The organism is Enterococcus sp. (assembly GCF_032555305.1).
In the GTDB taxonomy this organism is placed as follows: domain Bacteria; phylum Bacillota; class Bacilli; order Lactobacillales; family Enterococcaceae; genus Enterococcus_A.
Genome location: NZ_JAWGOQ010000004.1, coordinates 1 through 25,639, shown reverse-complemented (window position 1 = coordinate 25,639; position 25,639 = coordinate 1). Strand labels below are relative to the sequence as shown.

Annotated in this window: 27 protein-coding genes and 1 pseudogene; 21 read left to right on the top strand and 7 right to left on the bottom strand. The window is 38.7% G+C overall.

Annotation, left to right across the window (positions count from 1 at the left end):
- Window positions 1–67: 67 nt before the first annotated feature.
- Complete coding sequence (locus E6139_RS04425; protein WP_316401847.1) at window positions 68–988, top strand: nucleoside hydrolase; 921 nt, start codon at window positions 68–70, stop codon at window positions 986–988.
- Between the two features lie 52 nt (window positions 989–1,040).
- Here the strand turns inward: E6139_RS04425 and E6139_RS04420 are convergent, their stop codons facing one another.
- From E6139_RS04420 to E6139_RS04410, 3 genes are all read right to left on the bottom strand, one after another.
- Entirely contained in the window at window positions 1,041–1,376 is a 336-nt protein-coding gene (locus tag E6139_RS04420) for a hypothetical protein (protein ID WP_316401846.1), read from the bottom strand.
- 207 nt (window positions 1,377–1,583) lie between these two features.
- A complete protein-coding gene (locus E6139_RS04415) occupies window positions 1,584–3,524 on the bottom strand; it encodes an NAD(P)/FAD-dependent oxidoreductase (RefSeq protein WP_316401844.1) in 1,941 nt (646 codons plus the stop codon).
- Window positions 3,525–3,526: 2 nt separating this feature from the next.
- The gene (locus E6139_RS04410; protein ID WP_316401843.1) at window positions 3,527–4,042 is read right to left on the bottom strand and encodes a DUF3237 domain-containing protein; all 516 of its coding nucleotides are present in this window, start codon (window positions 4,040–4,042) and stop codon (window positions 3,527–3,529) included.
- Window positions 4,043–4,201: 159 nt separating this feature from the next.
- On the opposite strand from E6139_RS04410, the gene E6139_RS04405 reads away from it, so the two are divergent.
- From E6139_RS04405 to E6139_RS04385, 5 genes are all read left to right on the top strand, one after another.
- On the top strand, window positions 4,202–5,419 hold the full coding sequence (locus E6139_RS04405) for a helix-turn-helix domain-containing protein (RefSeq protein ID WP_316401842.1): 1,218 nt from the start codon (window positions 4,202–4,204) through the stop codon (window positions 5,417–5,419).
- Window positions 5,420–5,503: 84 nt separating this feature from the next.
- Window positions 5,504–5,821 (top strand): thioredoxin family protein, encoded by a 318-nt coding sequence (locus tag E6139_RS04400; RefSeq protein ID WP_316401841.1) that lies wholly within the window; start codon window positions 5,504–5,506, stop codon window positions 5,819–5,821.
- Between the two features lie 9 nt (window positions 5,822–5,830).
- Window positions 5,831–6,286, top strand: coding sequence for a universal stress protein (locus E6139_RS04395; RefSeq protein WP_316401840.1), 456 nt, complete (start codon window positions 5,831–5,833; stop codon window positions 6,284–6,286).
- Window positions 6,287–6,519: 233 nt separating this feature from the next.
- Window positions 6,520–7,131 carry a YtpR family tRNA-binding protein gene (gene ytpR / locus E6139_RS04390; protein ID WP_316401839.1) on the top strand — a complete coding sequence of 204 codons (612 nt, stop codon included), beginning with the start codon at window positions 6,520–6,522 and terminating at the stop codon, window positions 7,129–7,131.
- A 194-nt stretch (window positions 7,132–7,325) separates the two neighbouring features.
- Window positions 7,326–7,511 (top strand): hypothetical protein, encoded by a 186-nt coding sequence (locus E6139_RS04385; protein ID WP_316401838.1) that lies wholly within the window; start codon window positions 7,326–7,328, stop codon window positions 7,509–7,511.
- 111 nt (window positions 7,512–7,622) lie between these two features.
- On the opposite strand, the gene E6139_RS04380 is transcribed toward E6139_RS04385, so the two are convergent.
- Window positions 7,623–8,921: a S1C family serine protease gene (locus E6139_RS04380; protein ID WP_316401837.1), complete on the bottom strand. Its 1,299-nt coding sequence runs from the start codon at window positions 8,919–8,921 to the stop codon at window positions 7,623–7,625.
- 416 nt (window positions 8,922–9,337) lie between these two features.
- Here E6139_RS04380 and rlmH point away from each other — a divergent pair, with 416 nt between their 5' ends.
- The gene (gene rlmH, locus E6139_RS04375; RefSeq protein WP_316401836.1) at window positions 9,338–9,817 is read left to right on the top strand and encodes a 23S rRNA (pseudouridine(1915)-N(3))-methyltransferase RlmH; all 480 of its coding nucleotides are present in this window, start codon (window positions 9,338–9,340) and stop codon (window positions 9,815–9,817) included.
- 108 nt (window positions 9,818–9,925) lie between these two features.
- Here the strand turns inward: rlmH and E6139_RS04370 are convergent, their stop codons facing one another.
- Both E6139_RS04370 and E6139_RS04365 read right to left on the bottom strand, forming a co-directional pair.
- Window positions 9,926–10,636 carry a TVP38/TMEM64 family protein gene (locus tag E6139_RS04370; protein WP_316401835.1) on the bottom strand — a complete coding sequence of 237 codons (711 nt, stop codon included), beginning with the start codon at window positions 10,634–10,636 and terminating at the stop codon, window positions 9,926–9,928.
- Window positions 10,636–11,565 carry a sulfurtransferase gene (locus tag E6139_RS04365; protein WP_316401834.1) on the bottom strand — a complete coding sequence of 310 codons (930 nt, stop codon included), beginning with the start codon at window positions 11,563–11,565 and terminating at the stop codon, window positions 10,636–10,638. Before E6139_RS04365 ends, E6139_RS04370 begins: the two co-directional genes overlap by 1 nt.
- A 497-nt stretch (window positions 11,566–12,062) precedes the next feature.
- Here E6139_RS04365 and E6139_RS04360 point away from each other — a divergent pair, with 497 nt between their 5' ends.
- The 14 genes from E6139_RS04360 (at window position 12,063) to E6139_RS04295 (ending at window position 24,150) form a co-directional block, all read left to right on the top strand.
- Window positions 12,063–12,362, top strand: coding sequence for a metalloregulator ArsR/SmtB family transcription factor (locus E6139_RS04360; RefSeq protein WP_316401833.1), 300 nt, complete (start codon window positions 12,063–12,065; stop codon window positions 12,360–12,362).
- A 16-nt stretch (window positions 12,363–12,378) separates the two neighbouring features.
- Window positions 12,379–13,365: a permease gene (locus E6139_RS04355; RefSeq protein ID WP_316401832.1), complete on the top strand. Its 987-nt coding sequence runs from the start codon at window positions 12,379–12,381 to the stop codon at window positions 13,363–13,365.
- Window positions 13,366–13,385: 20 nt separating this feature from the next.
- Window positions 13,386–13,616 (top strand): thioredoxin family protein, encoded by a 231-nt coding sequence (locus tag E6139_RS04350; RefSeq protein ID WP_311815403.1) that lies wholly within the window; start codon window positions 13,386–13,388, stop codon window positions 13,614–13,616.
- Between the two features lie 254 nt (window positions 13,617–13,870).
- On the top strand, window positions 13,871–14,218 hold the full coding sequence (locus E6139_RS04345) for an ArsR/SmtB family transcription factor (RefSeq protein ID WP_137439433.1): 348 nt from the start codon (window positions 13,871–13,873) through the stop codon (window positions 14,216–14,218).
- Window positions 14,196–14,573 (top strand): arsenite efflux transporter metallochaperone ArsD, encoded by a 378-nt coding sequence (gene arsD, locus E6139_RS04340; RefSeq protein WP_316401831.1) that lies wholly within the window; start codon window positions 14,196–14,198, stop codon window positions 14,571–14,573. The genes E6139_RS04345 and arsD overlap by 23 nt, the downstream gene beginning before the upstream one ends.
- Window positions 14,574–14,607: 34 nt before the next feature.
- Window positions 14,608–16,335 (top strand): arsenical pump-driving ATPase, encoded by a 1,728-nt coding sequence (arsA, locus tag E6139_RS04335; RefSeq protein WP_216409683.1) that lies wholly within the window; start codon window positions 14,608–14,610, stop codon window positions 16,333–16,335.
- 205 nt (window positions 16,336–16,540) lie between these two features.
- The gene (gene arsB / locus E6139_RS04330) at window positions 16,541–17,599 is read left to right on the top strand and encodes an ACR3 family arsenite efflux transporter (protein ID WP_376716704.1); all 1,059 of its coding nucleotides are present in this window, start codon (window positions 16,541–16,543) and stop codon (window positions 17,597–17,599) included.
- A gap of 10 nt (window positions 17,600–17,609) precedes the next feature.
- On the top strand, window positions 17,610–18,695 hold the full coding sequence (arsB, locus tag E6139_RS04325) for an ACR3 family arsenite efflux transporter (RefSeq protein ID WP_216409681.1): 1,086 nt from the start codon (window positions 17,610–17,612) through the stop codon (window positions 18,693–18,695).
- Between the two features lie 14 nt (window positions 18,696–18,709).
- Window positions 18,710–20,371: an FAD-dependent oxidoreductase gene (locus E6139_RS04320; RefSeq protein WP_316401830.1), complete on the top strand. Its 1,662-nt coding sequence runs from the start codon at window positions 18,710–18,712 to the stop codon at window positions 20,369–20,371.
- 294 nt (window positions 20,372–20,665) lie between these two features.
- Window positions 20,666–21,601, top strand: a complete 936-nt coding sequence (locus E6139_RS04315; protein ID WP_316401829.1) for an ABC transporter ATP-binding protein — start codon at window positions 20,666–20,668, stop codon at window positions 21,599–21,601.
- A complete protein-coding gene (locus E6139_RS04310) occupies window positions 21,594–22,364 on the top strand; it encodes an ABC transporter permease (RefSeq protein WP_216409678.1) in 771 nt (256 codons plus the stop codon). Before E6139_RS04315 ends, E6139_RS04310 begins: the two co-directional genes overlap by 8 nt.
- Window positions 22,365–22,582: 218 nt before the next feature.
- A complete protein-coding gene (locus E6139_RS04305; protein ID WP_216409677.1) occupies window positions 22,583–22,930 on the top strand; it encodes an ArsR/SmtB family transcription factor in 348 nt (115 codons plus the stop codon).
- Window positions 22,914–23,903: a permease gene (locus E6139_RS04300; protein ID WP_216409676.1), complete on the top strand. Its 990-nt coding sequence runs from the start codon at window positions 22,914–22,916 to the stop codon at window positions 23,901–23,903. The genes E6139_RS04305 and E6139_RS04300 overlap by 17 nt, the downstream gene beginning before the upstream one ends.
- 19 nt (window positions 23,904–23,922) lie before the next feature.
- On the top strand, window positions 23,923–24,150 hold the full coding sequence (locus E6139_RS04295; RefSeq protein WP_216409675.1) for a thioredoxin family protein: 228 nt from the start codon (window positions 23,923–23,925) through the stop codon (window positions 24,148–24,150).
- Window positions 24,151–24,274: 124 nt separating this feature from the next.
- Here E6139_RS04295 and E6139_RS04290 read toward each other — a convergent pair.
- Window positions 24,275–25,543: pseudogene (locus E6139_RS04290) on the bottom strand (heavy metal translocating P-type ATPase); the annotation flags it as partial.
- Between the last annotated feature and the right edge of the window lie 96 nt (window positions 25,544–25,639).

Genomic DNA, 25,639 nt, shown 5'->3' with positions numbered 1-25,639 from the left:
GCATAAATAGTGAACCTGTTGTATGCTTTCTTGGAAGGGTTTATTTAACAATGAAAGAAGGCAGATTATGAAGAGAAGATCCGTTATTTTGAGCACTGATCCAGGAATCGATGATGCGGTAGCGATAGCTTTAGCGCTTTTCAGCGAAGAGCTGGATGTGAAGCTGATTTGCCCGATTTTCGGCAATGTCAGTTTGGAACATACGAAGTCTAATACAGAAAAGCTGTTGACCTTGTATCGTAAAACACCGGAAGTTGTTTCAGGAAGTGCCCGCCCGCTTTTAAGAGATGCGATCAACGCCAGTGACATTCACGGAGAGTCCGGGATGGACGGCTATGAATTTCCTGATGCGACGATTTTTTCGAATAGCTCGAGAACAGCAGTGGAGGCGATGCACGAAGTCGTGAATCAAGAAGAGCAGACCACTTTAGTCGGAATTGGTCCATTGACTGATATCGCCTTGTTTCTTCATCTTTATCCGCAGGATTTGGCTAAGATTGATCGAATCGTCGTAATGGGCGGCAGTTTAGGACGAGGAAATTACGGCGTGTTGTCGGAATTTAATTTCGCGGCTGATCCTGAAGCCTCAAAGATCGTCTTCAACAGTGGTCTTCCGATCCAAGTTGCGCCGTTAGAAGTGGGAAATCAAGCCAAGATTATGCCTGAGGTGACGGATAAGATCCGAAGCTTTGGAGAAATCGGGGAAATGATCTATCAATTATTTACGAAATACCGCAGCGGCAGTTTTGAAGCGGGATTGAATATGTATGATGCCTTGGCGATCGCCTTGATCGTAGAACCGGAAATGTTTGAGATCGTCTCAACCAGAGTCGAGATCGAAACGGCGACTTCGTTAACCTATGGCGCTTCGTTGATTGACCTTGAGAACTATCTGGATTTGCCAGCAAACGCGGAAGTGGCCGTCAATGTAGATCCAATCCAGTTTGAAGAATGGTTTGTTGAGTCTCTTGCACGAACAGCAGAGTAATACCGGTTCTTAATAGAGAAAAATAGCGTATGCCGATTTTCGGCATACGCTATTAGTCATTAAGGATGCGATCAATGCTCAAAACAGTACCTGTTTTGGCATCTGCTTTAAATTCGTAAGCGACCAAGTGATCGTCTTCTGTCCGAGTAATCCCGCCAGAAAGAATATCCATTTTGATGGCGAATTTTTGCATGTGATCGGTGTCGAAAGAAATCCAAGAACCTTCGATCGGACCTTCCTTTAGAAAAGCTGCTTTGATTTGATCCAAGACTTTGTCTGGAGACATTGTTTGTTGTTTTCGATAATAGTGATTTGCCGCGATGCCAGCGACGATGCCGATCGTTGAACCGATGGCCAGGCCTTGAGCGAATTTTTTTGTCTTTTCCAAAGCACAAACCTCCTTGCTTCAATTTAATCTATTTTCTTATTAGCTGCGATTTTGTTTGTACGCCTTATTTTACCATTGTTACAAACGAATTTGAAAATTATACGCCATTATTTCGCATAAAATAGGAAATTATCTCAGAGATAGCTCTGTCAAAAACAAGAACCAGTGATCTAGTCAGACCACTGGTTCTTGTTTTTGTGTCATTAGCTAAATGGCACTGCCGGCGTAGAAGCCATCACGGATAGCGTCGCCGATCTTGCCGATTTTGTTGCTGTCGCCGAGGAGACGAGTCTTTGTATGATATTTTTCTTTGATGCTGTTGACGGTTGTTAAAACAGGTTTCATGCCAAAAGCATTGATGACCGTGTCTGCTGCTACTTTCTCAGTCGAGCCGTCTGCTTTTTCGATCAACACACCAGTTTCATCAATTTTCGTCACTTTCGCTTGAGTGATCATAGTGACATTATTTTCAGCTAAAGCATTCATCAAGGAAATACGATTGATGAACATGGCATCCTCTGCGCAGCTGTCTTTCATTTCGATGATGGTCACATTTTTGTTCATCTCTGAGGCAATCTCTAGCGCGCCGTCACAGCCGGTCGAACCACCGCCGCAAACAACGATGTTCTCGCCATTGATCAAGGATTCGTCCTGATGACATGCTACCATGGTAGCGACGTTTGGCGAGTCGATTCCCGGGATTGGCGGAACAAGTGCTTCGGCACCGCAGCCCACAAAAAATTGGTCGCATTCAGCCAAGATTGGATTATCAGGGCTCACGAAGGTATTTAGATGAACGTCAATGCCCAGTTTTTCCATTTGTCTTTCATACCATTGGCTGAGTAATTGAATATTGACTTTGAATTTAGCCGTTGCAACATCCCGCATCATACCGCCAAGGCGAGGCCCTGCTTCGTATAAGGAGACTTCGTGCCCTCTTAATTTTGCCACGCGGGCGGCTTCCATACCTGACGCGCCGCCGCCGATAATCACGATTTTTTTCGGTGTTTCCGCTGCCTCTAATTTGAAGCGCCGTTCCTCCATTGCTTGAGTATTGACAGAACAGCCGAGCTTCGTGTGATTATTCCAAATTCTGCCGATACAGTTTTCATTACAGCGTAGGCAAGGGCGGACATCTGCTCGTTCCCCAGCCAAGAGTTTATTTGGCAGGTCGGGATCGGCAATCAACCCGCGCCCGAACATCGCGAAGTCGGCAGTTCCAGACTGGATCAGCTCAACGGCTGACTCAGGGTTATGTGTTCCAGCATTTAATAATGGGACTGAGACTGCTTTGCGAGCAGCATCAGTGACATAAGACGTACAAGACTCGCCCAGATAAGAAGGCGGGAAGATATAGTCTAATGTCTCATAACATCCGGCATCAATATCAAAAGCATCGACACCTTCTTCTTCTAATAATTTAATTAACGGAAGTGAATCCTCCAACGTCCGTCCACCTTCAAAGCGATGATCCAAAGAGATTCTAAATAGGATCGGCATATTTTTACCCACTGCTTTACGAATTGCCTGAATGATCTCTCTAGGGAAACGAGCAAAGTTTTCTGGCGAGCCGCCATATTCGTCTGTGCGTTTGTTCCAGACTGGCGACATGAATTGGTCCACTAAATAACCGGCATGCGCATGAATCTCAATACCGTCAAACCCGGCATCTTTGGCTAAACCAGCTGCGAAGGTAAAGCCATCCATGACTCCTTGAATATCCTCTTTCGTCATTTCGCGACACGGAACATTCGGATCAAAGGCGGAAGGAATCGGTGACGCCGACATCGGAGGACGGCCTAAAGTATCAGGAAAAGCATTCCGCCCCGTTCCGCAGGTAATTTGACAGATCACCTTGGTTCCATAACGATGAACCGAGTCGCATAAAGAAGTCAGTGCTGGTAAAACAGTAAATGAATCCAGCGTTCCTTCCATTGACCCCTGTGCGATCTCTTCATTCAGCGGCTGGCAGCCCAAGATGATCATGCCGGCGCCGCCTTTTGCCCGCTCCACGAAATAATCGATTTCCTGCTCATCTTTTCGACCGCTGGCAAACGCGGAGTTCGTGCCCATCGGTGACATCACGATCCGATTCTTAACTTCCATGTTTCCAATTTTATAAGGGGTAAAAAGTGTGTCGTAGTTCATGGTTATGCCTCCTCATCTTTTGCAAAAGGTGTCGCATAGTAGCGATAAACATCGTATTGGATCACGATCGGATCGTTGGTAAAATCAACTCTTCCGATCCCAAAGCAAGCAATCCGATTGCACCAGTCGTATCTTTCATCATCTGTGTCCAGCACAGGCATTGGTTGGGTGCCCATGACTGGTGGAAACTTGCCATTGGCATAATCCGCCGCCGCTTCGGCAGAACCTAGATCGATCCGTCCTTTATAGAACATGTTGATATCAGCCCCGTCATCGGTCCGAATCATCGCACGGCAGTCCACATCTACGATCCCATTCGGATGAACGGTGGACCAGTCGGCACCCACAGGTAAAATTTCACCATTGACTTTCGGTCCCCAGACCTTCCCGCCAGTGATAACCCCAGTCACACGCGTCGATCCGGTCGGCAATTTTTGAATAAACATGTTGGCGTCCACATCAATTGAATAGGTAAAAAGGTGTTCGGTCTTAAACTTGTTCAACTCAAACTCTGTCATTTTTCTTTTCCTCCATTTCTTTTTTGTTCTTGTAAAAAGCGTAACATGATGGCGGTTTCGTTCCATTGGTAAAATAAATGATTTTTCTGGTCTTTATCGTCAAAAACACCAAGAGATGCTAAAATCAGTATATAAATAGCGGTTTTGGAGGTGAGTAGGATGGAATACACTGAGGCGGAATTAATTGAATATACGAATCAAGCAATTGAGAAAATTTCACAAGGAGGTTCGATTGAGGAACTAGCCCAATTTACTTATGAAAAATTCCAGCTGCCGTTGATCGTAGCTGATTCGGGATATCGCTTGATCGCCTATGCTGGCGGCGAGGATATCCATGATCCCTATTGGCAGCAGATTATTTCCAGCGGCGAACCGACTGATCATACGATTATGAAGTTTTATATCGATGATGGTTTAATGGAAGCAATAACAGGATCGAATGAAGCTCTGTACATTGATTGGGGCGTGTGTGTCGATTACCCGCAGACTAGCGGACCGATCTATATCGACAATAATCTGGAAGGCTTTGTCAGCGTCCTGTTCTTAGAGGAGAAACGGTTGGATTTCTCTCTCAAGCTGAATAATCTGTTGCGGCAATTTTGCGGAATCTTGATGCAATCTAAAAATTTTCGTTTGACCCATGCCATCAATCCAGTCAAGGAATTGTTGGCGCAGAAATTTTTTGATACTGAAGCATATGCTGATGTGGCTTCTTTAGCAGGCTATCTAGAGATCGTCCAGCTTCAGCCAAATTATTGCGTCGTTGTACTGTCAGAAAAAAATCAAGACAGCCTGCTTTTTTCCCGCATGAAGAGTCAGATCGTCAAAGAGAGCTCCAATATTCTTTATTATGAAAAGGAGCAGAAATTGTATCTGCTGTTCCATCATTTAGGGGAAGCCAATTTGAATCCGTCCTTTTTGAGTTTGATCAGTCAATGTGAGAGCTATTGCGGAGTTAGTACCGTCTTCGATTCCTTGGAACAGCGTGAGTCCTATATCCAGCAAGCCAATTTGGCTCATGATACGGCGCGGCTGCTGAATCGAAGCAGTCAATGTACCTATTATTCCGAATCTCTCTCGGAAGCCTTTTTACTGCACCCGTTGAAAGAGTTTCGCCAAGAAAATGTGGTTCCAGAAGAAATGCAAAACCTATTTGCCTATGACCGCCTCCATGAAACAGAGCTGACAAAAACACTCAAAATTTATTTATATCTTAGAAATGACATCAATAAAACCTCCAGTGCGCTGCATGTCCATCGAAATACCCTAATCTATCGGTTAAACAAAATCCGTGATTTGACCGAAGTAGAGATCGATGACCCTGAAGTAGCCTGGACGTTTCAGCTCGTTTTTCGCGTACTTGAGCTATTGGAATGAGCTGCTGGGTCCGCGAGTAAGCTTCTTTCTCAAAAAGAACGAAAAGTGTATAATCAGGTTAGTAAATGAAAAGGTCGTGACGGAATGATTATCCCTAAAAGTATTGAAGAGTTAGCTGGTTATGCAGAAAAAGGAAAGAACGTGTTCTTCTTCACTGCTGATTGGTGCGGCGATTGCAACTTTATCAAACCGCAGATGCCAGAGATCGAAGCAGAATTTCCGCAGTTTCAATTTATTCAAGTCGATCGAGACGAGTATATCGATGTGGCTGCCGAGTGGAATATTTTTGGGATCCCTAGTTTTGTCGTGGTGAATAACGGAGAAGAATTAGGTCGACTAGTCAATAAAAATCGTAAAACTAAAGACGAAATCGCTGGCTTTTTGCAACGAGTAGAAGGGTAGGAGATTGATATGTTCACACAATCATATCAAAATATCTTGGTCGGGATCGACGGCAGCGATCAAGCGATGGAGGCCTTCAAAAAAGCGCTGGCTGTTGCTAAAAGAAACCAAGGCACTGTCTATGTAGCAAATGTGATCGATCATCAGGTCTATACATTCATGAGCTATTCACCACTGAACGAAAACATCATGGATCAGCTGACGGCAGACGCGAAAGAGTTGATCAATAAGTGTAAAGTGATCGGAAGAGAATCCGGCTATAACAAGATAGAAGGAATTATCGCCTATGGTTCCGCAAAAGAAGCAATGGCAAAGACCTTACCAGAAAGATATGACATCGATCTAGTGATGGTAGGACAATCTGGCTTGAATGCTGTTGAACGCTTTATGACTGGCAGTGTTGCCAGCTATGTGATCAAAGAGGCCTTGTGTGATGTTTTGGTCGTTCATCCAAGTGCTGAATAAAAGCTGGCTAGCCCAGCTTTTTCTTTGGAGAAAAGATGAATCTTAAGGATATGCAAACTCGTTTAGCTTCTGAGCAATAAGACAAAAATTTGTCAAAATTGCTTTTCAAATTTTTACAAATTTTGCTTATTGCCGATGAAGCTAGTTTGCCTATCTAGAAATGAAAAAAATCTCATGCAAAAGTCCCACTAGATTTGTTAAGATACGAGAGGACTATGACTGGAGGTAAAAACGTGATTTTTGCGTACAATAAGAAAAATGTTGGCGATACCTTGATGGTGATCGTCAGAAACGATGAAAATAAAGACAATTCGGTAGAACGAAAAGGCGCTGTTTCTCGGGTTCAAACAACCGATGGCACAACAGTCGCTTGGAACTTCTTCAATGTTTCGGAATACTTGACGATCCATGGGAATGGACAAGTAGAATTATCTGAAAAAGATATTGAAGTATTGAATGAACAATTAAAACTAGCTGGCTTTGAAGAACGCCTCGTGGCAGATCTATCACCAAAATTTGTCGTGGGCTATGTGAAGACGTGTGTCGATCATCCTGATTCTGATCATTTGCATATTACAGAAGTAGAGATTGACGGCGGAGAAACTCTGCAGATTGTCTGTGGTGCCGCCAATATCGAAGCGGGACAAAAAGTTGTTGTCGCAAAACCCGGTGCGATGATGCCGGATGGACAAATGATTTGGCCCGGCAGCCTACGTGGTGTAGAAAGCTTCGGTATGATCTGTTCAGCGAAGGAACTGCACTTACCAAATGCGCCAGAGAAGAAGGGCATTCTAGTCTTAGATGAAAATGCCAAGACTGGTGAAAAATTTGAAGTGGGTAAATAAAAATCTCCGTTTTGATAGTCGAAAGGCTGTCAAAACGGAGATTTTTTTGCGTGAACAAGATGATTTCCTGTCAGCGTTTAGGTCGTTTAAGCCAGTTTTTCTACCGTTTAGGATAAAATTCTCATCACTGTTTATTAAACTGCTAAACTAAAAACAAAATAAGTACTCTATTTATTCGAGAGGAGGAGAAAGCTTTGCTTGTATTATTATTTGTTTTGTCAGTTATTAGTCTTATTCTAAGTTTTGTGATGAATGCTAGACTAAAAAAATTAGCTTTGGGAACGACATTTGGCATAATGGGTCTTATTCAAGGAGGCACTTTAGGTGCGATAGTCGGGTTATTACTTGTTTTATTGATTAAGGGAAGAACGCTTGGGTAGATAGCTACCCTCAATTGAACGTTTTTTACTTGGGGTTGATTTATATATAGTGAAAAGCGCAAAAAAACGCCTCTATTTCAATTATGAAGTAGAGGCGTTCAACTATCCTTCTTATTGATTTCCTTGTTGCTGTGAGTTTGATTTCAATGAGTTCGCATCGATACTCAATTTAACAGAAACGGTATTTTTCTTATCTTGACGATAATAAGTGATTTTTACCGTATCACCGACTTTGTGTTTGTACAATTCTGATTGTAATTCCAAACCAGTCGAAACGTCTGTATCATCGATTTTTGTGATGACATCGTATTTCTTCAAGCCTGCTTGATCTGCTGGGGTAGAAGATTGAACGTTGTTGATCACGACTCCTTGAGTGACAGAGCTAGGAGTTTTGACGATTTCACTAACCTGTTCAGTTGATAGATCCGAAAGGTTGACCATCGTGATCCCTAGAGCCGGACGAACTACTTTGCCATCTTTTTCCAGTTGGTTAATGACATTGACGACATCGTTACTTGGAATAGCAAAGCCGATCCCTTCAACGCTGACATTTGATTCTGTTTGAACGATCTTGCTGGAGTTGATCCCGATTACCTGACCAGCCATGTTAACTAATGGACCGCCGGAATTACCAGGGTTGATTGCTGCATCGGTTTGGATCGCGTTAATATTAATAGTCTGACCATCTTCATTCTGATTGACTACTTGACGGTTCAAGGAAGAAATAATCCCTGAAGTTACTGAATTTGCATATTGTGAGCCAAGCGGAGAACCTAAGGCAATTGCCGGTTCGCCAACTTTTAGACTGCTAGAATCGCCAAAGACGGCAGGTTTGATATTCGCCACTTTGTCTGACTCTACCTTCAAGACTGCTAAGTCAGTATAAGAATCTGTTCCAACCAAGGTTGCCTTGACTCTGCTTCCATCCTTCAATAGAACTTCAAGTCCATCTTGTTTTTCCACCACATGATTGTTTGTGACGATATACGCGGTCTTGCCTTCCAGCTTATAGATAACACCAGAACCTTCTGACGTTTCTTCCAGCTGTCCGCTATCTTCTTCAGATTGTTGGTTGTTGCTTCCACCGAAAAAGTCGGAGAAGCCGCCTAAACCGCTTTGTGATTGTTGTTTCTGTAGGTTGATTACTGAGACAACAGCATCCTGTACTTTACTAGCGGCCTCAGTGACATCAGAGTTTACGTCCACCTTCATGTTGCTGACTTTGGTATTGCCGGCACTCGGTGAACCGCTAGCATTTTGGTCACTTGGCGAAAGCAGCGAACCATTCGCTACGTAAAAAATGCCAATCGTTAGAACGGCGCCAAGAATACCGCCTAATAAGCTGATCCCAAAGCGTCTAAAGAAGCCTGGAGACTTCTTAGGTTTTGGGGTAATATCTTTTCTCATCATATTTTACTCCACCTCTATTATGATATACGCTATATTGAGTATAGTATTTTTTTGTAAGTTAAGTCTACTACACCGATTTGACTTTTTTATGAAAAAGAATTGTAAGAAAATGTAGATAAATGATAAAAAAACTTGTTTTCCACAGTACTAGTGGAAAACTAAGGAAAAAGTTTGTTAATTATTTGAAGATTTTTATCCACAGAAATGTGGATAAAGTGGATAACTCGGTGGAAAACGTATGTTTGTATTCAAGAATACTTGTAAAAAGGGAATGAATACCACAAAAGTTGGGGATAAACCTGTGATTAGTGTGGATAACTCCGTGGAAAAAAGTTGAAATAGTCCTTTTTTTCAGTTTTGACCGGTGGAAAAGTATAATAGCTAGAAAAAAATATAACGAAAAAGGCGGATGAATGATGAATATCAAAATTATCTCTGTGGGAAAATTAAAAGAAAAATACCTCGTTCAAGGAATTTCAGAGTATACGAAACGCTTGTCGAAGTATTGCAAGATCACATTAGTCGAAGTTCCCGATGAAAAAGCACCAGAAAAACTCAGCGATGCCGAGATGATCCAAGTCAAAGAAAAAGAAGGCGAACGCATCCTTGCCAAGATCAAAGAGCAGGAATACGTCTTCGCCCTAGCCATCAACGGCAAAAATCCCAGCAGCGAAGACTTCGCCGCTACGCTAGATAAACTACAAACCGGCGGAAAAAGCCAATTCGTCTTCGTTATTGGCGGCTCACTCGGACTAAGCGATCAAGTCCTGAAGCGGAGTAATGCGCAAATCTCATTTGGCAAGATGACTTATCCACACCAGCTGATGCGGTTGATTTTGGTGGAGCAGATTTATCGGGCGTTTCGGATTAATACGGGGGAGCCGTATCATAAATGATGATATTTTTTTAAGTTTTAACAGTATAGGATTGATTATAAGGTGATAGTGAGAAGCTAGAAATGATGAAAGAGAGCTGTTGATACAATCAATCAGCCCTCTCTAATTCTATTGTTCTGCTGATTCTTTTTTTCTTCGTTCATTATAGATCTGTTTAATTACGTAAATCCCGATGAACAAGGCAAACATACTCAGTAAACCAAACATAACTTTTTGGCTATTACCGGTTAAGTTGCTTCCTACATAAGAATAAACTATCGTAGCTGGCAATTGTCCTAATCCAGTAGCAATCAGAAACGGTATTGGTTTGATCGCCGTTAACCCAGCGGCATAACTGATAAAATCAAAAGAGATAAAGGGCAACAACCGACAGATAAGGATCGTGTGTTTCCCATATCGGTCAAAGTATTCATCTAATTTCTGTAACGAAAAGTTCTTATTTATTTTCTCTACAACATCTCTACCAGCGATCCGAGCAATATAGAAGCACAGTAGGGCTCCCGCCATTGCGCTGCTCCAAGAAAGAATTGCCCCTTGCCACCAGCCAAATACCGCTGCGTTCGCAAAGGTAATCAAAAATGCAGGTAACGGTGCGATTACTGATTGAAACATCATTAGTAGAAACGAAATCAGAATTGCCCAAGCACCAAATGATTTTATATAGCCAATAATACTTTCGACACTCATTGAACGAAACAGCATCAATACTTGAGTAAGTTTGGATTTGAAAGCAGGGACGTACATAAAGCAAATGACACTCGCTAATACAACGATTATTAGTATAATTCTGGCTAGTTGTTTCTTATTCAGCTTCTTCATTATTTTTCAACAGCTTCTACTTTAGCCCAACGATAGAAGGAGCCATCGTAGTTTTTAACGTTTTTGAATCCGCACATATCCATTACTAATTGTGTGTAGGCTGAACGAATACCTGCGGTACAGTAAGTCACGATTTTGTCATCTTTTGACAAGCCAGCATCTTCAAATAATTTAGTTAATTTCTCATTACTCTTTAGAGTACCATTTTTGTTGAACATATCAGTGTATCGAACTTGGATTGCTCCAGGAAGATGGCCACCTTTTGCTTCACCGTATAACACTTCACCATCGTATTCTTCATCCGCACGAACATCGACAATTTTATAATCATCATAGTCTGCTTTGAGTTCATCTGTTTTGATCATATGATCTTGGTTCAGAGAATCTATCTCAACATCGACAGGTTTTAACTCAGTTCCGCCTTTATTCGTTTTTACTCCCGCATCTTTGAGTGCTGAGAAACCGCCATCGACCATTTTTACATCTTTATATCCAGCAGCAAGCAACTCCCATGCGATCCGACCATCGTCACCCCAGCCTTCTTGAGCAGAAGCGAATAGAACGACTTCTTTATTTTTATCGATCCCTTTTTCACCAAGACGCTCAGCTAATTTTTTTGGCTCTAAAACTAAGCCCCAATTTTCGTCACCAGAAGCCCCGCTTTCTACATCTGCTAGATATTGCCAAGCCATTGGAACAGCTTCTTTTACAGTCCCTTTTTTAGCAGCATCGTCACCTCGAGCGTCGATCAGAATGATATCATCAAGGTTATCCTTTACGTAATCTGCATCAACGGTATATTCTCCCTTAAAAGTTGTTTTAGGACCAGTTGCTTCTTTTGTTGAATCGTCTGTATCATTATTTGAACTTCCACATCCTGTAAGAGTTAATCCTAAAGCCAGTAATGCTAATGTTAAAATTTTTTTCATAATGATCCTCCTAATGTATTGATTTGATTTCTCAAATCAACCAACAAATAAAAAAATACGATAACACCAAAAATAAATGAAAAACGATTCCTTCCAAATCGGAAGACATCCACCCACAATAATTCAACGCACAAAAAAGAAACATACGTATTCGTATGTTCTCCAGAATAATCCTCTAGTAGTGATTGATTTCACATTAAATAAAAGAATAGATTTGGAGGGAAGGATTCATTTACATTCTTAGAAACTCTAAGTTTGTCTATTACTCATTGTCATAGATGCAATGCAAACATTTCCTTCACCTCCAATTGTTTTTACGGCAGTCTTCATGTAGAAGTATATAAAAACGTTTTCTTGATTACAATACCAACTTATTCTTATTTCTATAAAAGAATAAATTATCGAAAAAAGAAAAAGACAGAAACCGTTGACAATACATAGACGATCATCTATATTCTATATATAGACAGATATCTATGTAAGGAGGCATATACATTATGAACTATGTTGAATTGTCCGTAATGTTAAAGGCACTCGCTGATCCCAATCGTTTGAAAATCGTGGACCTTTTGTCAAATGGTAGTTTATGTGCATGTGATATCTTAGAGCACTTTGATTTTACACAGCCAACTCTTTCGCATCATATGAAGGTGCTAGAGAAGGCCGGAATCATTTTTGTGATAAAGAGCAAAAGTTGGCATCATTATTCGTTAGAGTTAGATTTTTTGAAGCAAGAAGTGGGTGTACTTGAAGAAATTCTCTCTATTTCAACAAGTGTGGAAGAATCTTTGAGTTAGTTGGGAGGAGTATTAGATGTGGGAATGGGTTAGTGATCAAGTTTTTAAAATGGTCTGGCTGAACGATTTAGCTGGTAGGTTGTTGGAGTTTTTCGGGGTGTCCTTGGACAGTAAACTTGGAAGTAGTCTGCAATTTTTTATCTTTGATACGATAAAGATTTTCATTCTAATGTCCGTTTTGATTTTTACAATGGGAGTAATCCAATCCTTTTTTCCTCCTGAAAAAACAAAAGTCATACTTGGTGGTTTGAAAGGCTGGAAAGGGAATATCTTAGGGGCTTTACTCGGAACAGTGACTCCTTTTTGTAGTTGTTCTAGTATTCCTATTTTCATCGGTTTTACTACTGCTGGGCTTCCATTGGGAGTGACATTTTCTTTTTTGATTTCGTCACCTATGGTTGATATTGCTTCAATAATACTGTTGATGTCCTTCTTTGGAGCTAAAATAGCAATACTGTATGTAATTGTCGGACTGTTTTTGGCAGTCATTGGCGGTACGATTATTGATAAACTAGGAATGGAAAATGAGATCCAAGACTACATCAGAAAGATGGAAGACGCTGCAACCTTTATCGAAGAATTGACTTGGAAAGATCGTTTCCACTTTGGTGTTGAACAAGTTAAGGAAGTAGCCGGAAAAGTTTGGCCTTATGTAATTATTGGCGTAGGTATCGGAGCAGCTATACATAACTGGATACCAGAAAGTTTTATTCAAACTGTACTAGGAAAAGACAATCCCTTTGCGGTCGTTTTAGCAACGGTTATCGGCGCACCAATTTACGCGGATATCTTTGGAGTGTTGCCTATTGCAGAAGCTCTTTTCAGTAAAGGAGTTCCAATAGGGACACTAATATCATTTATGATGGCAGTTACCACACTGTCGTTACCATCATTGATTATGTTGAGTAAGGTTGTTAAACCGAAACTATTAGCATTATTCATAGGTATATGTATGGTTGGCATTTTACTTATTGGATTTGCTTTTAATTTATTACCAATTTAGAGAATGAAAGGATGAAGGAAATGATTATCAAAGTTTTAGGACCAGGTTGTAAGAATTGCCAAAATCTAGAGAAAAACGTAAAAGAGGCACTCGATTCATCGGGTAAGGAAGCGGAAATCGTAAAAGTTACAGACATGATTGAGATCCAAAAGTATGGTGTAATGAGAACTCCAGGATTGGTTATTGATGACAAAGTAGTTGTATCAGGACGAGTCCCTAAAGCGAAAGAAATTAAAGAGCTACTCTCTTAATTGATCTATAGTTTACGACCAGATTTAAAGAGTGTGTCCTTAAAAATGTGTTCCTCAAGCGGGAAATAGTCATCAGACTTGAAGAGCCTTTTTACTGGAATAGGATGCACTCTTTATTATGAGTAAATTCTATTTGAGTATACATATTACAAAATAAAATAATTGATTATTGAAGAGAAATACTCTTGACAGCATATAGATGTACATCTATATTATAAACATAGATGAGTTTCTATGTAAGGAGGAATAGAATTATGAATTATGAAGATATGTCCAAAACATTAAAAGCACTTGCTGATCCTAAACGGTTGAAGATCATCGATCTTTTGTCATGTGGCAGTCTGTGTGCTTGTGATATCTTAGATCATTTTGATTTTACACAACCAACACTTTCTCATCATATGAAAGTATTGGAGAAAGCTGGAGTTGTTCTTGTAACGAAGGAAGGTACTTGGCATCACTATCAATTAACTGATGCTTTTATCGATCAATTTATGGGTTCAATGATGCAATTATTCTCTGCTAAAGATGATTGCATTTGTAAAAAAATAAACTGTGATTGTAAAGGAGAAAAAAGTGATGAAAAAATTGGAACTATTTGAACCAGCAATGTGCTGCTCAACAGGAGTCTGCGGTCCATCAGTGGATGAAGAATTATTAATGGTGACCTCAGTCTTTGAAACTTTCGAAGGGATCGATTCAATAGATGCTTCTCGCCATAATTTAACGAGCGATCCAGATGCGTTTGTGAATCAACCAACAATTTTAAAATTACTCCAAGAAAAAGGAAATGATATTTTGCCAGTGACATTATTAGACGGCGAAATCGTAAAAGAAGGATCATATCCAACGATTGAAGAGTTTGGAAAATATGGTGATGTTCATTTTGTCACTCAATCAGCAAGTAACTCTGGCGGTTGCTGCGGCGGAAATAGTGGGTCCGAAGGCTGTTGCTAACAGCCTTCTTCAAGAAAAGTAAGGAGGAGATATAATGCTTCAATATATTCCCCAAAAGATGGGATTAACTAAATATCTATTTTTCACAGGTAAAGGTGGCGTTGGTAAAACAACAACTGCTTGTGCGACGGCAACATCTTTGGCGCAAGAGGGTAATAAAGTCATGTTGGTTAGTACTGATCCAGCTTCAAATTTACAAGACGTTTTTCAAACCACTTTGACCAACAAACCAACTTCGATTGATGGCATTGATAACTTAAAAGTAGCGAACTTTGATCCAATTACGGCTGCGGAAGAGTATAAAGAAAGTATTGTCGGTCCATATCGTGGTGTACTTCCAGATAGTGCTCTGATCAATATGGAAGAACAATTATCTGGATCATGTACAGTGGAAATCGCCGCGTTTAATGAGTTTGCTAACTTTTTGACCGATAAGGAAGTCGCAGAACAATATGACTATGTCATCTTTGACACAGCTCCGACTGGTCATACATTAAGAATGTTGCAATTACCTTCTGCATGGAATAATTACCTAGATGAAAACACAACAGGAGTTTCTTGTTTGGGTCAATTATCTGGCTTAGGTGATAAAAAAGATATGTATGAAAAAGCAGTAGAGACACTGACTGATGCAACCCAAACGACTTTAATCTTAGTTACTAGACCACAAAAAGCACCCTTGTTTGAGGCAGAACGTGCTTCTGAGGAATTACTAAAATTAGGGATTAAGAACCAAAAATTAGTTGTAAATGGTCTATTATATAATCCTGATGATGCAATTTCTCAAGTAATCCATTCTGAGCAACAAAATGATCTAAAGGAAATGCCTGAACCATTGAGTAAATTTGAAATATACTATATTCCACTTCGACCATATAATGTAGCGGGTATAGATAAGCTTCAAATTCTATTAAGTGATCAACAACCGATTGTTTACGAACAAGAACAGGAATCAATCGATTTTCCAAACTTAGATTCAATCGTAAGTGATTTTATCCGTACGAATAAAAAGATTATCTTTACGATGGGTAAGGGCGGTGTTGGTAAAACAACAGTTGCAATTCAAATCGCTGAGAAGCTGGCACAATCAGGTAAAAAAGTTCATTTGGCGACAACTGATCCCGCGGATCATCTGAACCTATTTATTTCAAATGACCTACCAATTTCAATCAGCCATATCGACGAAGAAAAAGAACTAGAAGCTTATAAAGAAGAGGTTCTTTCAAAAGCTCGCGAGACGATGGACGCGGATGATGTTGCTTATGTAGAAGAGGATCTGCGTTCACCTTGTACACAGGAAATCGCCGTATTTAGAGCTTTTGCGGAGATCGTAGATAAATCAGAAAATGAGATTGTGGTTATTGACACAGCACCTACGGGACATACGTTACTTCTTTTAGACTCTACTCAAAGCTATGCAAAAGAAGTTGAGAGAAGCTCAGGTGAGGTACCAATGTCGATTCAAAAGCTATTACCAAGATTGCAGAACGGAAATGAAACGGAAGTATTAATGGTCACACTTCCTGAAACAACACCGGTTTACGAGTCGATGCGTTTGGATGAGGATTTGGATCGTGCGAAAATTGCTCATACTTGGTGGTTAGTCAATCAAAGTATGTATGCTACCGATACGTCCAACGAGGTCTTGAAAGCACGTGCTACGAATGAGATTGAATGGATTAACAAAGTAAAAGATCTCTCAGATGGACATTTTGCGGTAGCTGAATGGGTTCCAAACTTTGACGCAGAATTAGTTCATTAATTTTTTTGAATTTAATATAGATGAATCTCTATATAGGGGTTCATCTATTAATTTGCAGGTAGCTTTAGTAAAGTAAAAAAAGCTTATCATAACAATGGGTAAGCCATTGCTTGACTATGAAAACAACCTACTAACGAATAATTTTGAGATTATGACTTGTTGTTAGAGGAAATAGAAAATTTTGTTGATGCTGGAGATGGAAAAATTGAATCAAGTAACAAAAAAACTATCTATATTAGATCGATATTTAACATTATGGATATTTATAGCAATGGCAACAGGTATAGGTTTAGGGTATTTTTTTCCCAACATACCTCAAGTAATAAATCATTTAGAAATTGGGACTACATCTATTCCAATTGCAATAGGGTTGATTTTGATGATGTACCCACCGCTCACAAAAGTAAAATATGAAGAAATGTGGCGTGTCTTTAAGGATTGGAAAGTACTTTTGCTTTCACTAGTTCAAAATTGGATTGTTGGCCCAATTATTATGTTTGTTTTAGCAGTAGTTTTTTTGCACAACTATCCAAGCTATATGGTTGGATTAATTATGATCGGGCTTGCTCGATGTATTGCTATGGTGATCGTTTGGAGTGAGCTTGCTCAGGGAGACAACGAGTATACTGCTGGATTAGTAGCATTTAATTCGATTTTCCAAATCATTTTCTATTCAGTGTTTGCATATATCTTTGTTACGGTATTACCAAATTGGCTTGGTTTAGAAACGCATAAAATTACTATTACGATGGGTGAAATTGCGAAAAGTGTCTTTATTTATCTAGGAATTCCATTTATCGCGGGATTTAGTTCACGGTTTGTTTTGATCAGATTAAAAGGGAAAGAATGGTTTGAAACGCGGTTTATTCCTAAAATCAGTCCAATAACCTTGATTGCCTTGCTATTTACAATTATCGTCATGTTTTCAGTGAAGGGTGAAAAAGTGATTGAGTTGCCTTTAGATGTTGTTCGTATCGCTATCCCGTTACTATTCTATTTTGTAATCATGTTTTTTGTTTCGTTTTTACTTTCCAAAAAAATGGGTACAAGTTATCCGATTGCAGCATCATTATCCTTCACTGCCGCAAGCAACAATTTTGAATTGGCAATAGCTGTAGCAGTGGGTGTGTTTGGAATCAACTCAGGGGAAGCATTTGCAGCTGTTATCGGACCCTTGGTAGAAGTTCCAGTTTTGATTGCTTTAGTGAATGTTGCTTTAAAATTTAAACAAAAATATTTTTCGAAAGAAGGCGCAAGCCATTAGGAGGAAATAAATGAGTTCAGAGAATGATAAACAAGGATTAGGTATTTTTGAAAAGTATCTGACGTTATGGGTAATTGTGTGTATGGTTGTTGGGGTGCTAATTGGAAAATTTTTACCGAGCGTTCCTGATACCTTAAGTAAGTTTGAGTATTATCAGGTATCAATACCTACAGCAATTTTAATATGGTTAATGATTTATCCAATGATGTTGAAGATTGATTTTACCAGCATTGTAAGTGCCGCTAAAAAGCCCAAAGGATTAGTTGTTACCTGTGTGACGAATTGGTTGATCAAACCATTTACAATGTATGCTATATCAGCATTTTTCTTCTATGTAGTTTTTAAAAATCTTATTCCGGTTGAGTTAGCGAAAGAGTATGTTGCTGGAGCAGTTATATTAGGGGCTGCACCATGTACAGCTATGGTATTTGTATGGAGCTATTTAACAAAAGGGGACGCAGCATACACTTTGGTACAAGTAGCGATCAATGATTTGATTATTTTGATATTATTTGCACCTATAGTCGCTTTTCTTCTTGGTGTAGACAATGTTGTCGTTCCAATGGGAACATTACTTTTATCAACCGTTCTTTTTGTAGTAGTGCCACTACTTCTAGGTTTCGTTACTAGAGTAATGATAATAAAAAATAAAGGTAAGCACTATTTCGAAGATGTCTTTTTAAAGAAATTTGACTCTGTTACAATCATTGGTTTATTGCTAACCTTGATTATCATTTTTTCTTTTCAAGGAGAAAAAATACTGGCAAATCCAACGCATATTTTATTAATTGCGATTCCACTAACCATTCAAACGCTACTAATTTTCACTATAGCTTATGGATGGTCAAGATTTTGGAAGTTACCTCATGAAATTGCTTCACCAGCGGGAATGATCGGTGCCAGCAATTTCTTTGAATTGGCGGTTGCCGTTGCGATTTCACTTTTTGGCCTACAGTCTGGAGCGACCTTAGCAACAGTTGTAGGAGTATTGGTTGAAGTACCGATCATGTTGCTATTAGTAAAAATTTCCAATAACACAAAGTCTTGGTTTGTGAAGTCTGACGAGACTACGAAAATGGAAAATCTGTATAATTAATTGGAGTGAAACCTATGAAAATTGTAATTATTGGATCTGTTGCAGCTGGAACTAGTGTTGCTGCAAAAGCGAGAAGAAACACGGAAGAAGCGGAAATCGTTCTATATGATAAAGATATCGATATCTCTTATTCTGTGTGTGGAATTCCATATGCTGTCGGAGGAGAAGTTGAAAATTTCGATGAACTGACTCCACGGAATGCTGAGTGGTTCAAAAAGAGATACAACGTAGATATTCATACTTCTCATGAAGTACAACGAATAGACCATGAAAAGAAACGTATTTACGGATTAAATTTGATCACTAGAAAGCCGTTTTCAGATGATTATGATGCATTAGTATTTGCAACAGGTTCAATTTACAATACACCGGCTATATTCTCTAATAGACAATTTGAAAATGTATTTCAAATCAAAAATGTTTCCAGTGGTAAAAATATTCACAATTTTATCAAGACTAATAAAGTGGAAAAAGCTGTTATTGTAGGTGCTGGATATATTGGGTTAGAGATGGCTGAACAATTACAGAGACAAGGAATAGCAGTTTCGGTACTACAACGAGGCAACCATCCAATGTCTCATTTGGATTGGGATATGGCTGTCAGAATAGAGAACGAAGTAGCAAAACAACAGATTGATTTTAGGCCAAAAGAAACGGTTGTTGAATTAGTAGGTGAAGAACAACTAACTGCTGTTAAGACTTCAAAAGGGAATGAATTATCAGCCGATTTATTTGTATTGGCAACAGGAGTAAGGCCAAATACAGAATTGGCTCAAACCATAGGAATAGAGTTGGGCAAAACGGGAGCAATTAAAGTAGACAATAGAATGGAAACCAATTTGAAAAATGTCTATGCAGTAGGGGATGTAGCAGAAAGCTACAATCGCATTACTCAACAACCAATCTATCGTCCCTTGGCTTCGACTGCGAACAAGATGGGTAGAATTGCTGGTGACACAATTACTGGTGGCTCTTTACGATTTAAAGGAATATTAGGAACCGGTATTTTGCGCTTTTTTGATTTAGCCATTGCACAAACGGGTCTTACTGAAAAGGAAGCTCTTAAAGAAGGATTAGAAGTTGCCGTTTTATACAATATAAAACCAAATAAACCTGATTACATGGATGGCAAAGAAATGGTCATCAAAGCAATAGCAGATAAAAGCAGCGGTAGAGTTCTGGGTGCCCAAATTATCGGTTATGACGGAGTAGATAAAAGAATCGACGTGCTTGCTACGGCTATTTCCTTTGGAGCATTGGCGGAAGAACTGTTTGATTTAGATTTAGCTTATGCACCACCATTTTCAACAACCAAGGATCCCGTTCATTATACTGGAATGGCCTTAGATAACGCGGTGAAGAGAAGAGCGCCTTTGATGTCCCCGATTGAGTTAATTGAACGACAACACAGAAAAGAAAAGTTACAGATAATTGATACAAGATCCAAAAAGCAATTCGAAAAATCAAAGGTTAAAGGAGCTATTCATATTCCATTATCTGATTTGAGGACACGCTACGATGAGTTAGACAAGAATGTTTTGACAATTACGTACTGTAATAAAGGTGTTACCGGGAATGCTGCACAAAATATACTGTTAAACGAAGGATTCAAACACGTGTACAATCTTTCCGGAGGAAACAAAAATTATCAAGAAATTTATGAGAATATTGATTAAATAGTAAATTGCTGAGGTAATATAATTTATGTCTGAAGAAAAGAGAGCCGTTGCTAGATTATTTGGGATGTCACTGGCATTTATTCTAGCTAAATTACTAAATTATCCAATTAGTATTGGAATATTTATCAACTTTATTACGCTAATTTTGGTATTCTATTTATTGGCCAAAAGGAAAGAAAGACAAAGTAAGAAAAAATAAGGTCATGTGGTCAATTGACCACATGCCTTTTTACAGTATAAAAGTTAGAGCGACTTCTAATTTAAGAATTGTTTTACGAAAGGAAAAAGTATATGGAATATGCACTTGAAATAATGAATTTAAAAAAAATCTATGGAACAGGTGTTGAGGCATTACGTGGAATTGATCTCCAGGTTGAAGAGGGTGATTTCTATGCCCTTTTAGGGCCCAATGGTGCTGGGAAGTCGACAACCATTGGTATTATTACTTCTCTTGTCAATAAAACATCTGGAATGGTAAAAGTTTTCGACTACGATCTTGATAAAGACTTAGAAAGAGCAAAGCAGCAAATTGGTCTTGTACCACAAGAATTCAACTTCAATCCATTTGAGACTGTTCAACAAATTGTAGTGAATCAGGCAGGTTATTATGGTGTTCCGAGAAAAGAAGCATTGAAGCGCAGTGAGAAGTATTTGAAGCAATCAAATTTATGGGAAAAACGTAACGAACGTGCTCGAATGCTTTCTGGCGGGATGAAGCGCCGGCTTATGATCGCTCGAGCACTAATGCACGAACCAAAGTTATTAATTTTGGATGAACCAACCGCCGGAGTGGATATTGAACTGAGACGTGAAATGTGGTCCTTCTTAAAAGAACTAAACGAAAATGGCACCACCATTATCTTGACTACTCATTATTTGGAAGAAGCTGAAATGCTTTGTCGAAACATAGGGATCATTCAATCAGGAGAATTGATCGAAAATACCAGTATGAAAGAACTTCTATCTAAATTACAGTTTGAAACATTTATTTTAGACCTTGCACCTCATAATAAAGCACCTAAGATAGAAGGATATACATATTCTTTAGAAGATGATCTGACTTTATCGGTGGAAGTTGAACGAAATCAAGGAGTAAATGATATTTTCAATCAGCTCAGCGATCAAGGGATGAAAGTTTTATCGATGCGTAATAAATCTAATCGTTTAGAAGAGCTGTTTTTGAAAATCACAGAAGAAAAAAGTCTTTCGGAGGGAACCAATGCTTAATCTTTATTTTACCGCGTTAAAAAGTCTTGCCGTTAAGGAAACCAATCGTTATTTACGAATCTGGGTACAAACATTAGTACCGCCTGTTATAACGACATCGTTGTATTTTATCATTTTTGGGAAAATGATCGGTGGTCGAATTGGAGACATGGGCGGGTTCACCTATATGGAGTTTATCGTACCAGGATTAATTATGATGTCAGCAATCACTAGTTCTTACGCAAATGTTTCTTCGTCGTTTTTCTCTCAGAAGCTGCAAAAAAATATTGAAGAACTATTAGTTGCGCCAGTACCAACTCACATTATCATTTGGGGATTTGTTATTGGGGGACTAGGAAGAAGCTTACTAGTAGGAACCCTTGTAACGATTGTTTCTTTATTTTTTGTACCACTTAACGTACATTCATGGATTATTGTTATTCTCACATTGTTAATGACGGCGATCTTGTTTTCATTAGCAGGCTTAATAAACGGTGTTTTTGCTCAATCTTACGACGATGTTTCAATCGTTCCAACATTCATTTTACAACCGCTAACGTATCTAGGTGGCGTATTTTATGCGATTTCGATGCTGCCGCCATTTTGGCAAGGTGTTTCAAAAATCAACCCGATTGTTTATATGATATCAGCGTTTAGATACGGGTTTTTAGGGACGACCGATGTACCCATAGCCGTTTCAATCACAATCCTTGTTCTATTCATTTCAGTTCTTTATACTGTTTGTTACTATTTGATTAATACCGGTAGAGGATTAAGAAGTTAAAATGAATTCAAAAAAGCGAGTGGACTCATTAACAGGGGAGTCCACTCGCTTCTGTAATTTACTCAGGATAAGCAAAGTTGAAGTTCAGTATATCAGATTTTTTCGTACAAATAGCGCTACATTACGGAAAATCGATATACAAATATGAATTCTAGTATTGACAATGTGCTAATAATCACATATCATATCCTCATAGACGCATATGAGGATGTGAGAATATGGATTTTGTAAACTACTTTAAAATATTGTCCGATGAAACTAGAATCAGGATATTATTACTTCTATTAAAAAGACCCTTGTGTGTTTGCCAAATACAAGAAATCATGGAAACCCCACAAAGTAAAGTATCAAAGCATTTAAGTAAGCTGCGCGATCAAAAAATTGTGACTTCTTATCAAGATGGAAAATTTGTTAAGTATGAATTGGGCAAAGATAATTTTTTAATTGGGATATTAGAGAAGATTGTTGAGAACCTGGAAGAAAATTCCATTTTTTTTAAAGATGCAGAGAGGATAAATGACTTTGATCATTTACTAGAGGTGCAAAAAAATGTGGCAAACAGTTAGTGATACTTTGTTTAAAATGACTTGGCTTAACGATCTGGCTGGAGTTTTAGTTGAGAAAATTTTTAGATTATCATTAGACAGCAAACTAGGAAGCAGTATCCAGTTTTTCATTTTTGATACTATCAAAATATTTATTCTACTGTCTGTCTTAATTTTCATGATGGGTATCATTCAGACCTTCTTTCCACCAGAAAAGACAAAAAAAGTATTAGGTGGAATTAAAGGTTGGAAAGGAAACACTTTAGGTGCTTTATTAGGAACAGTAACTCCCTTTTGTAGTTGTTCGAGTATTCCTATTTTTATCGGTTTTACATCAGCAGGATTGCCCCTGGGTGTAACATTTTCATTTCTAATCTCTTCACCAATGGTAGATATAGCGTCAATCATACTTTTGATGTCATTTTTTGGTACAAAAGTAGCTATGTTATATGTATTAGTTGGTTTACTGTTAGCAATTTTTGGGGGAAGCTCTATTGATAAACTATCAATGGAAGACCAAATTCAAGATTATATCAGAAACATGGAAGATACGGCTAGTTTTGTTGAAGAACTATCATGGAAAGATCGAGTCCATTTTGGTGTAAGTCAGGTAAAAGAGGTAGCAGGAAAAGTATGGCCTTACGTCTTGATAGGAGTTGGAATCGGGGCTGCTATTCATAATTGGATACCTGAATCATTTATTCAAACGATACTTGGTAAAGATAATCCCTTTGCCGTAGTTATTGCAACACTAGTTGGTGCTCCAATATATGCAGATATTTTTGGAGTATTACCAATTGCTGAAGCTCTTCATGCAAAAGGGGTTCCAATTGGTACTTTGATGGCATTCATGATGTCAGTTACTACTTTATCATTACCTTCGTTGATCATGTTGAGCAAAGTAGTAAAGCCAAAATTATTAGCGACTTTTATTAGTATTTGTTTAGTGGGTATTCTTATTATTGGATTCTTATTCAATATGTTGCCAATATAAAAATGAGAGGATGATAGAAATGATTATTAAAGTCTTAGGACCCGGATGTAAGAACTGTCAAAACCTGGAGGCAAATGCAAGAGAGGCTTTAACGCAATCTGGAAAAACTGCAGATATAGAGAAAGTTACTGATATGATTGAGATTCAAAAATATGGTGTTATGCGTACCCCTGCATTAGTAGTTGATGAAAAAGTAGTAGTTTCTGGAAGAGTACCAAAAGCTAAAGAAATTGGTAAATGGTTATAAAGAGACTGTCATTTTTAATATTTAAATAGCGCATAGTTTGCTTAATAACTAGCGTTCAAAAAAATGAAAATGTATAATAAAAAAGAAGACATGCTTATAAAGATGCCTTCTTTTTTTTGTTGAGCTATTTAACTTTCATCAAACGTAATCCGTTTAATGTTACTAAAAGTGTTGCTCCCATATCTGCCACAATAGCGATCCATAGCGTTAACCAACCTGGTATGACTAGTAGTAGAGCTAATAGTTTTATACCTAATGAGAAGGTGATATTTTGCTTAATTACTTTTAGGGTTTGGCGGCTAAGTCTAACAATAAAGGGTAATTTTTGTAAATCGTCACCCATTAGAGCAACATCAGCAGTTTCGAGAGCCGTATCTGTTCCTGCGCCACCCATTGCAATACCAACCGTTGATGCAGCTAATGCTGGTGCATCATTAATGCCGTCGCCCACCATTGCTACTTTATTATAAGTTGTTCGCAAAGCTTTAATCGAATCTAATTTTTCTTGAGGCATTAGATCTCCTTTTATTTCAGTTACACCTAATTGCTTACCAATAGATTCAGCAGTCTTAACATTATCACCAGTAAGCATAATTGTATGTTCAATAGATAATTTGTGGAGTTCAGAAATAACAGCAGCACTTGAATATCTTACTTCATCCGCAACGGCAATTACTCCTAAGACTTGTTCAGCAGTTCCAAAATACATGGCGGTTTTTCCTTGTTCTTGAAATTGACTGTATTGCATTTTAAGTACGGTTTCTTCAATTACTGATTCAGAAAACAGTTTAGGACTTCCAATATAGTAACGTATGTCTTGATATATCCCTGTAAGCCCCTTACCTGTTATAGATTGGAATTCCTCAATCTTTATTGATTTGTAATCAACATTGGTTTTATCAGCTTCGTTCAAAATAGCTGAAGCTAATGGGTGTTGAGAAAGAGATTCTAATGATGAAATAATTGATAGATAATTTATATCAGTGTCAGAGTTAGTTGTAATGAAATCTGTCACAACAGGTTTTCCTTTAGTTAAAGTCCCAGTTTTATCAAAAGCAATTGCTCTCAAATGACCGATTTCTTCTAGATAAACACCGCCTTTTACTAAAACACCATTTTTAGCTGCATTACCAATGGCGGAAACAATTGAAACAGGTGTAGAGATCACTAATGAACAAGGACACCCGACCACTAAAATGGATAACCCTTGGTAAAGCCATTTATTCCAGTCACCACCAAAGAATAGTGGAGGGACAACAACTATCAATAGAGCCATTATAATTATGAATGGCGTATAGTATTTTGCGAATTTGTCTACAAAAGCCTGTGCGGGAGCACGTTCTCCCTGCGCTTCTTCGACTAAATGAATGATTTTTGCAATCGTTGTATCTGAATCGGCTACACTAGACTAGACAGAAAAAATAAGGTGTGTAGAATAATAAAAAACACACTGGAGGATTTTTCATGTCAAGACGTCAACGAAGAACCT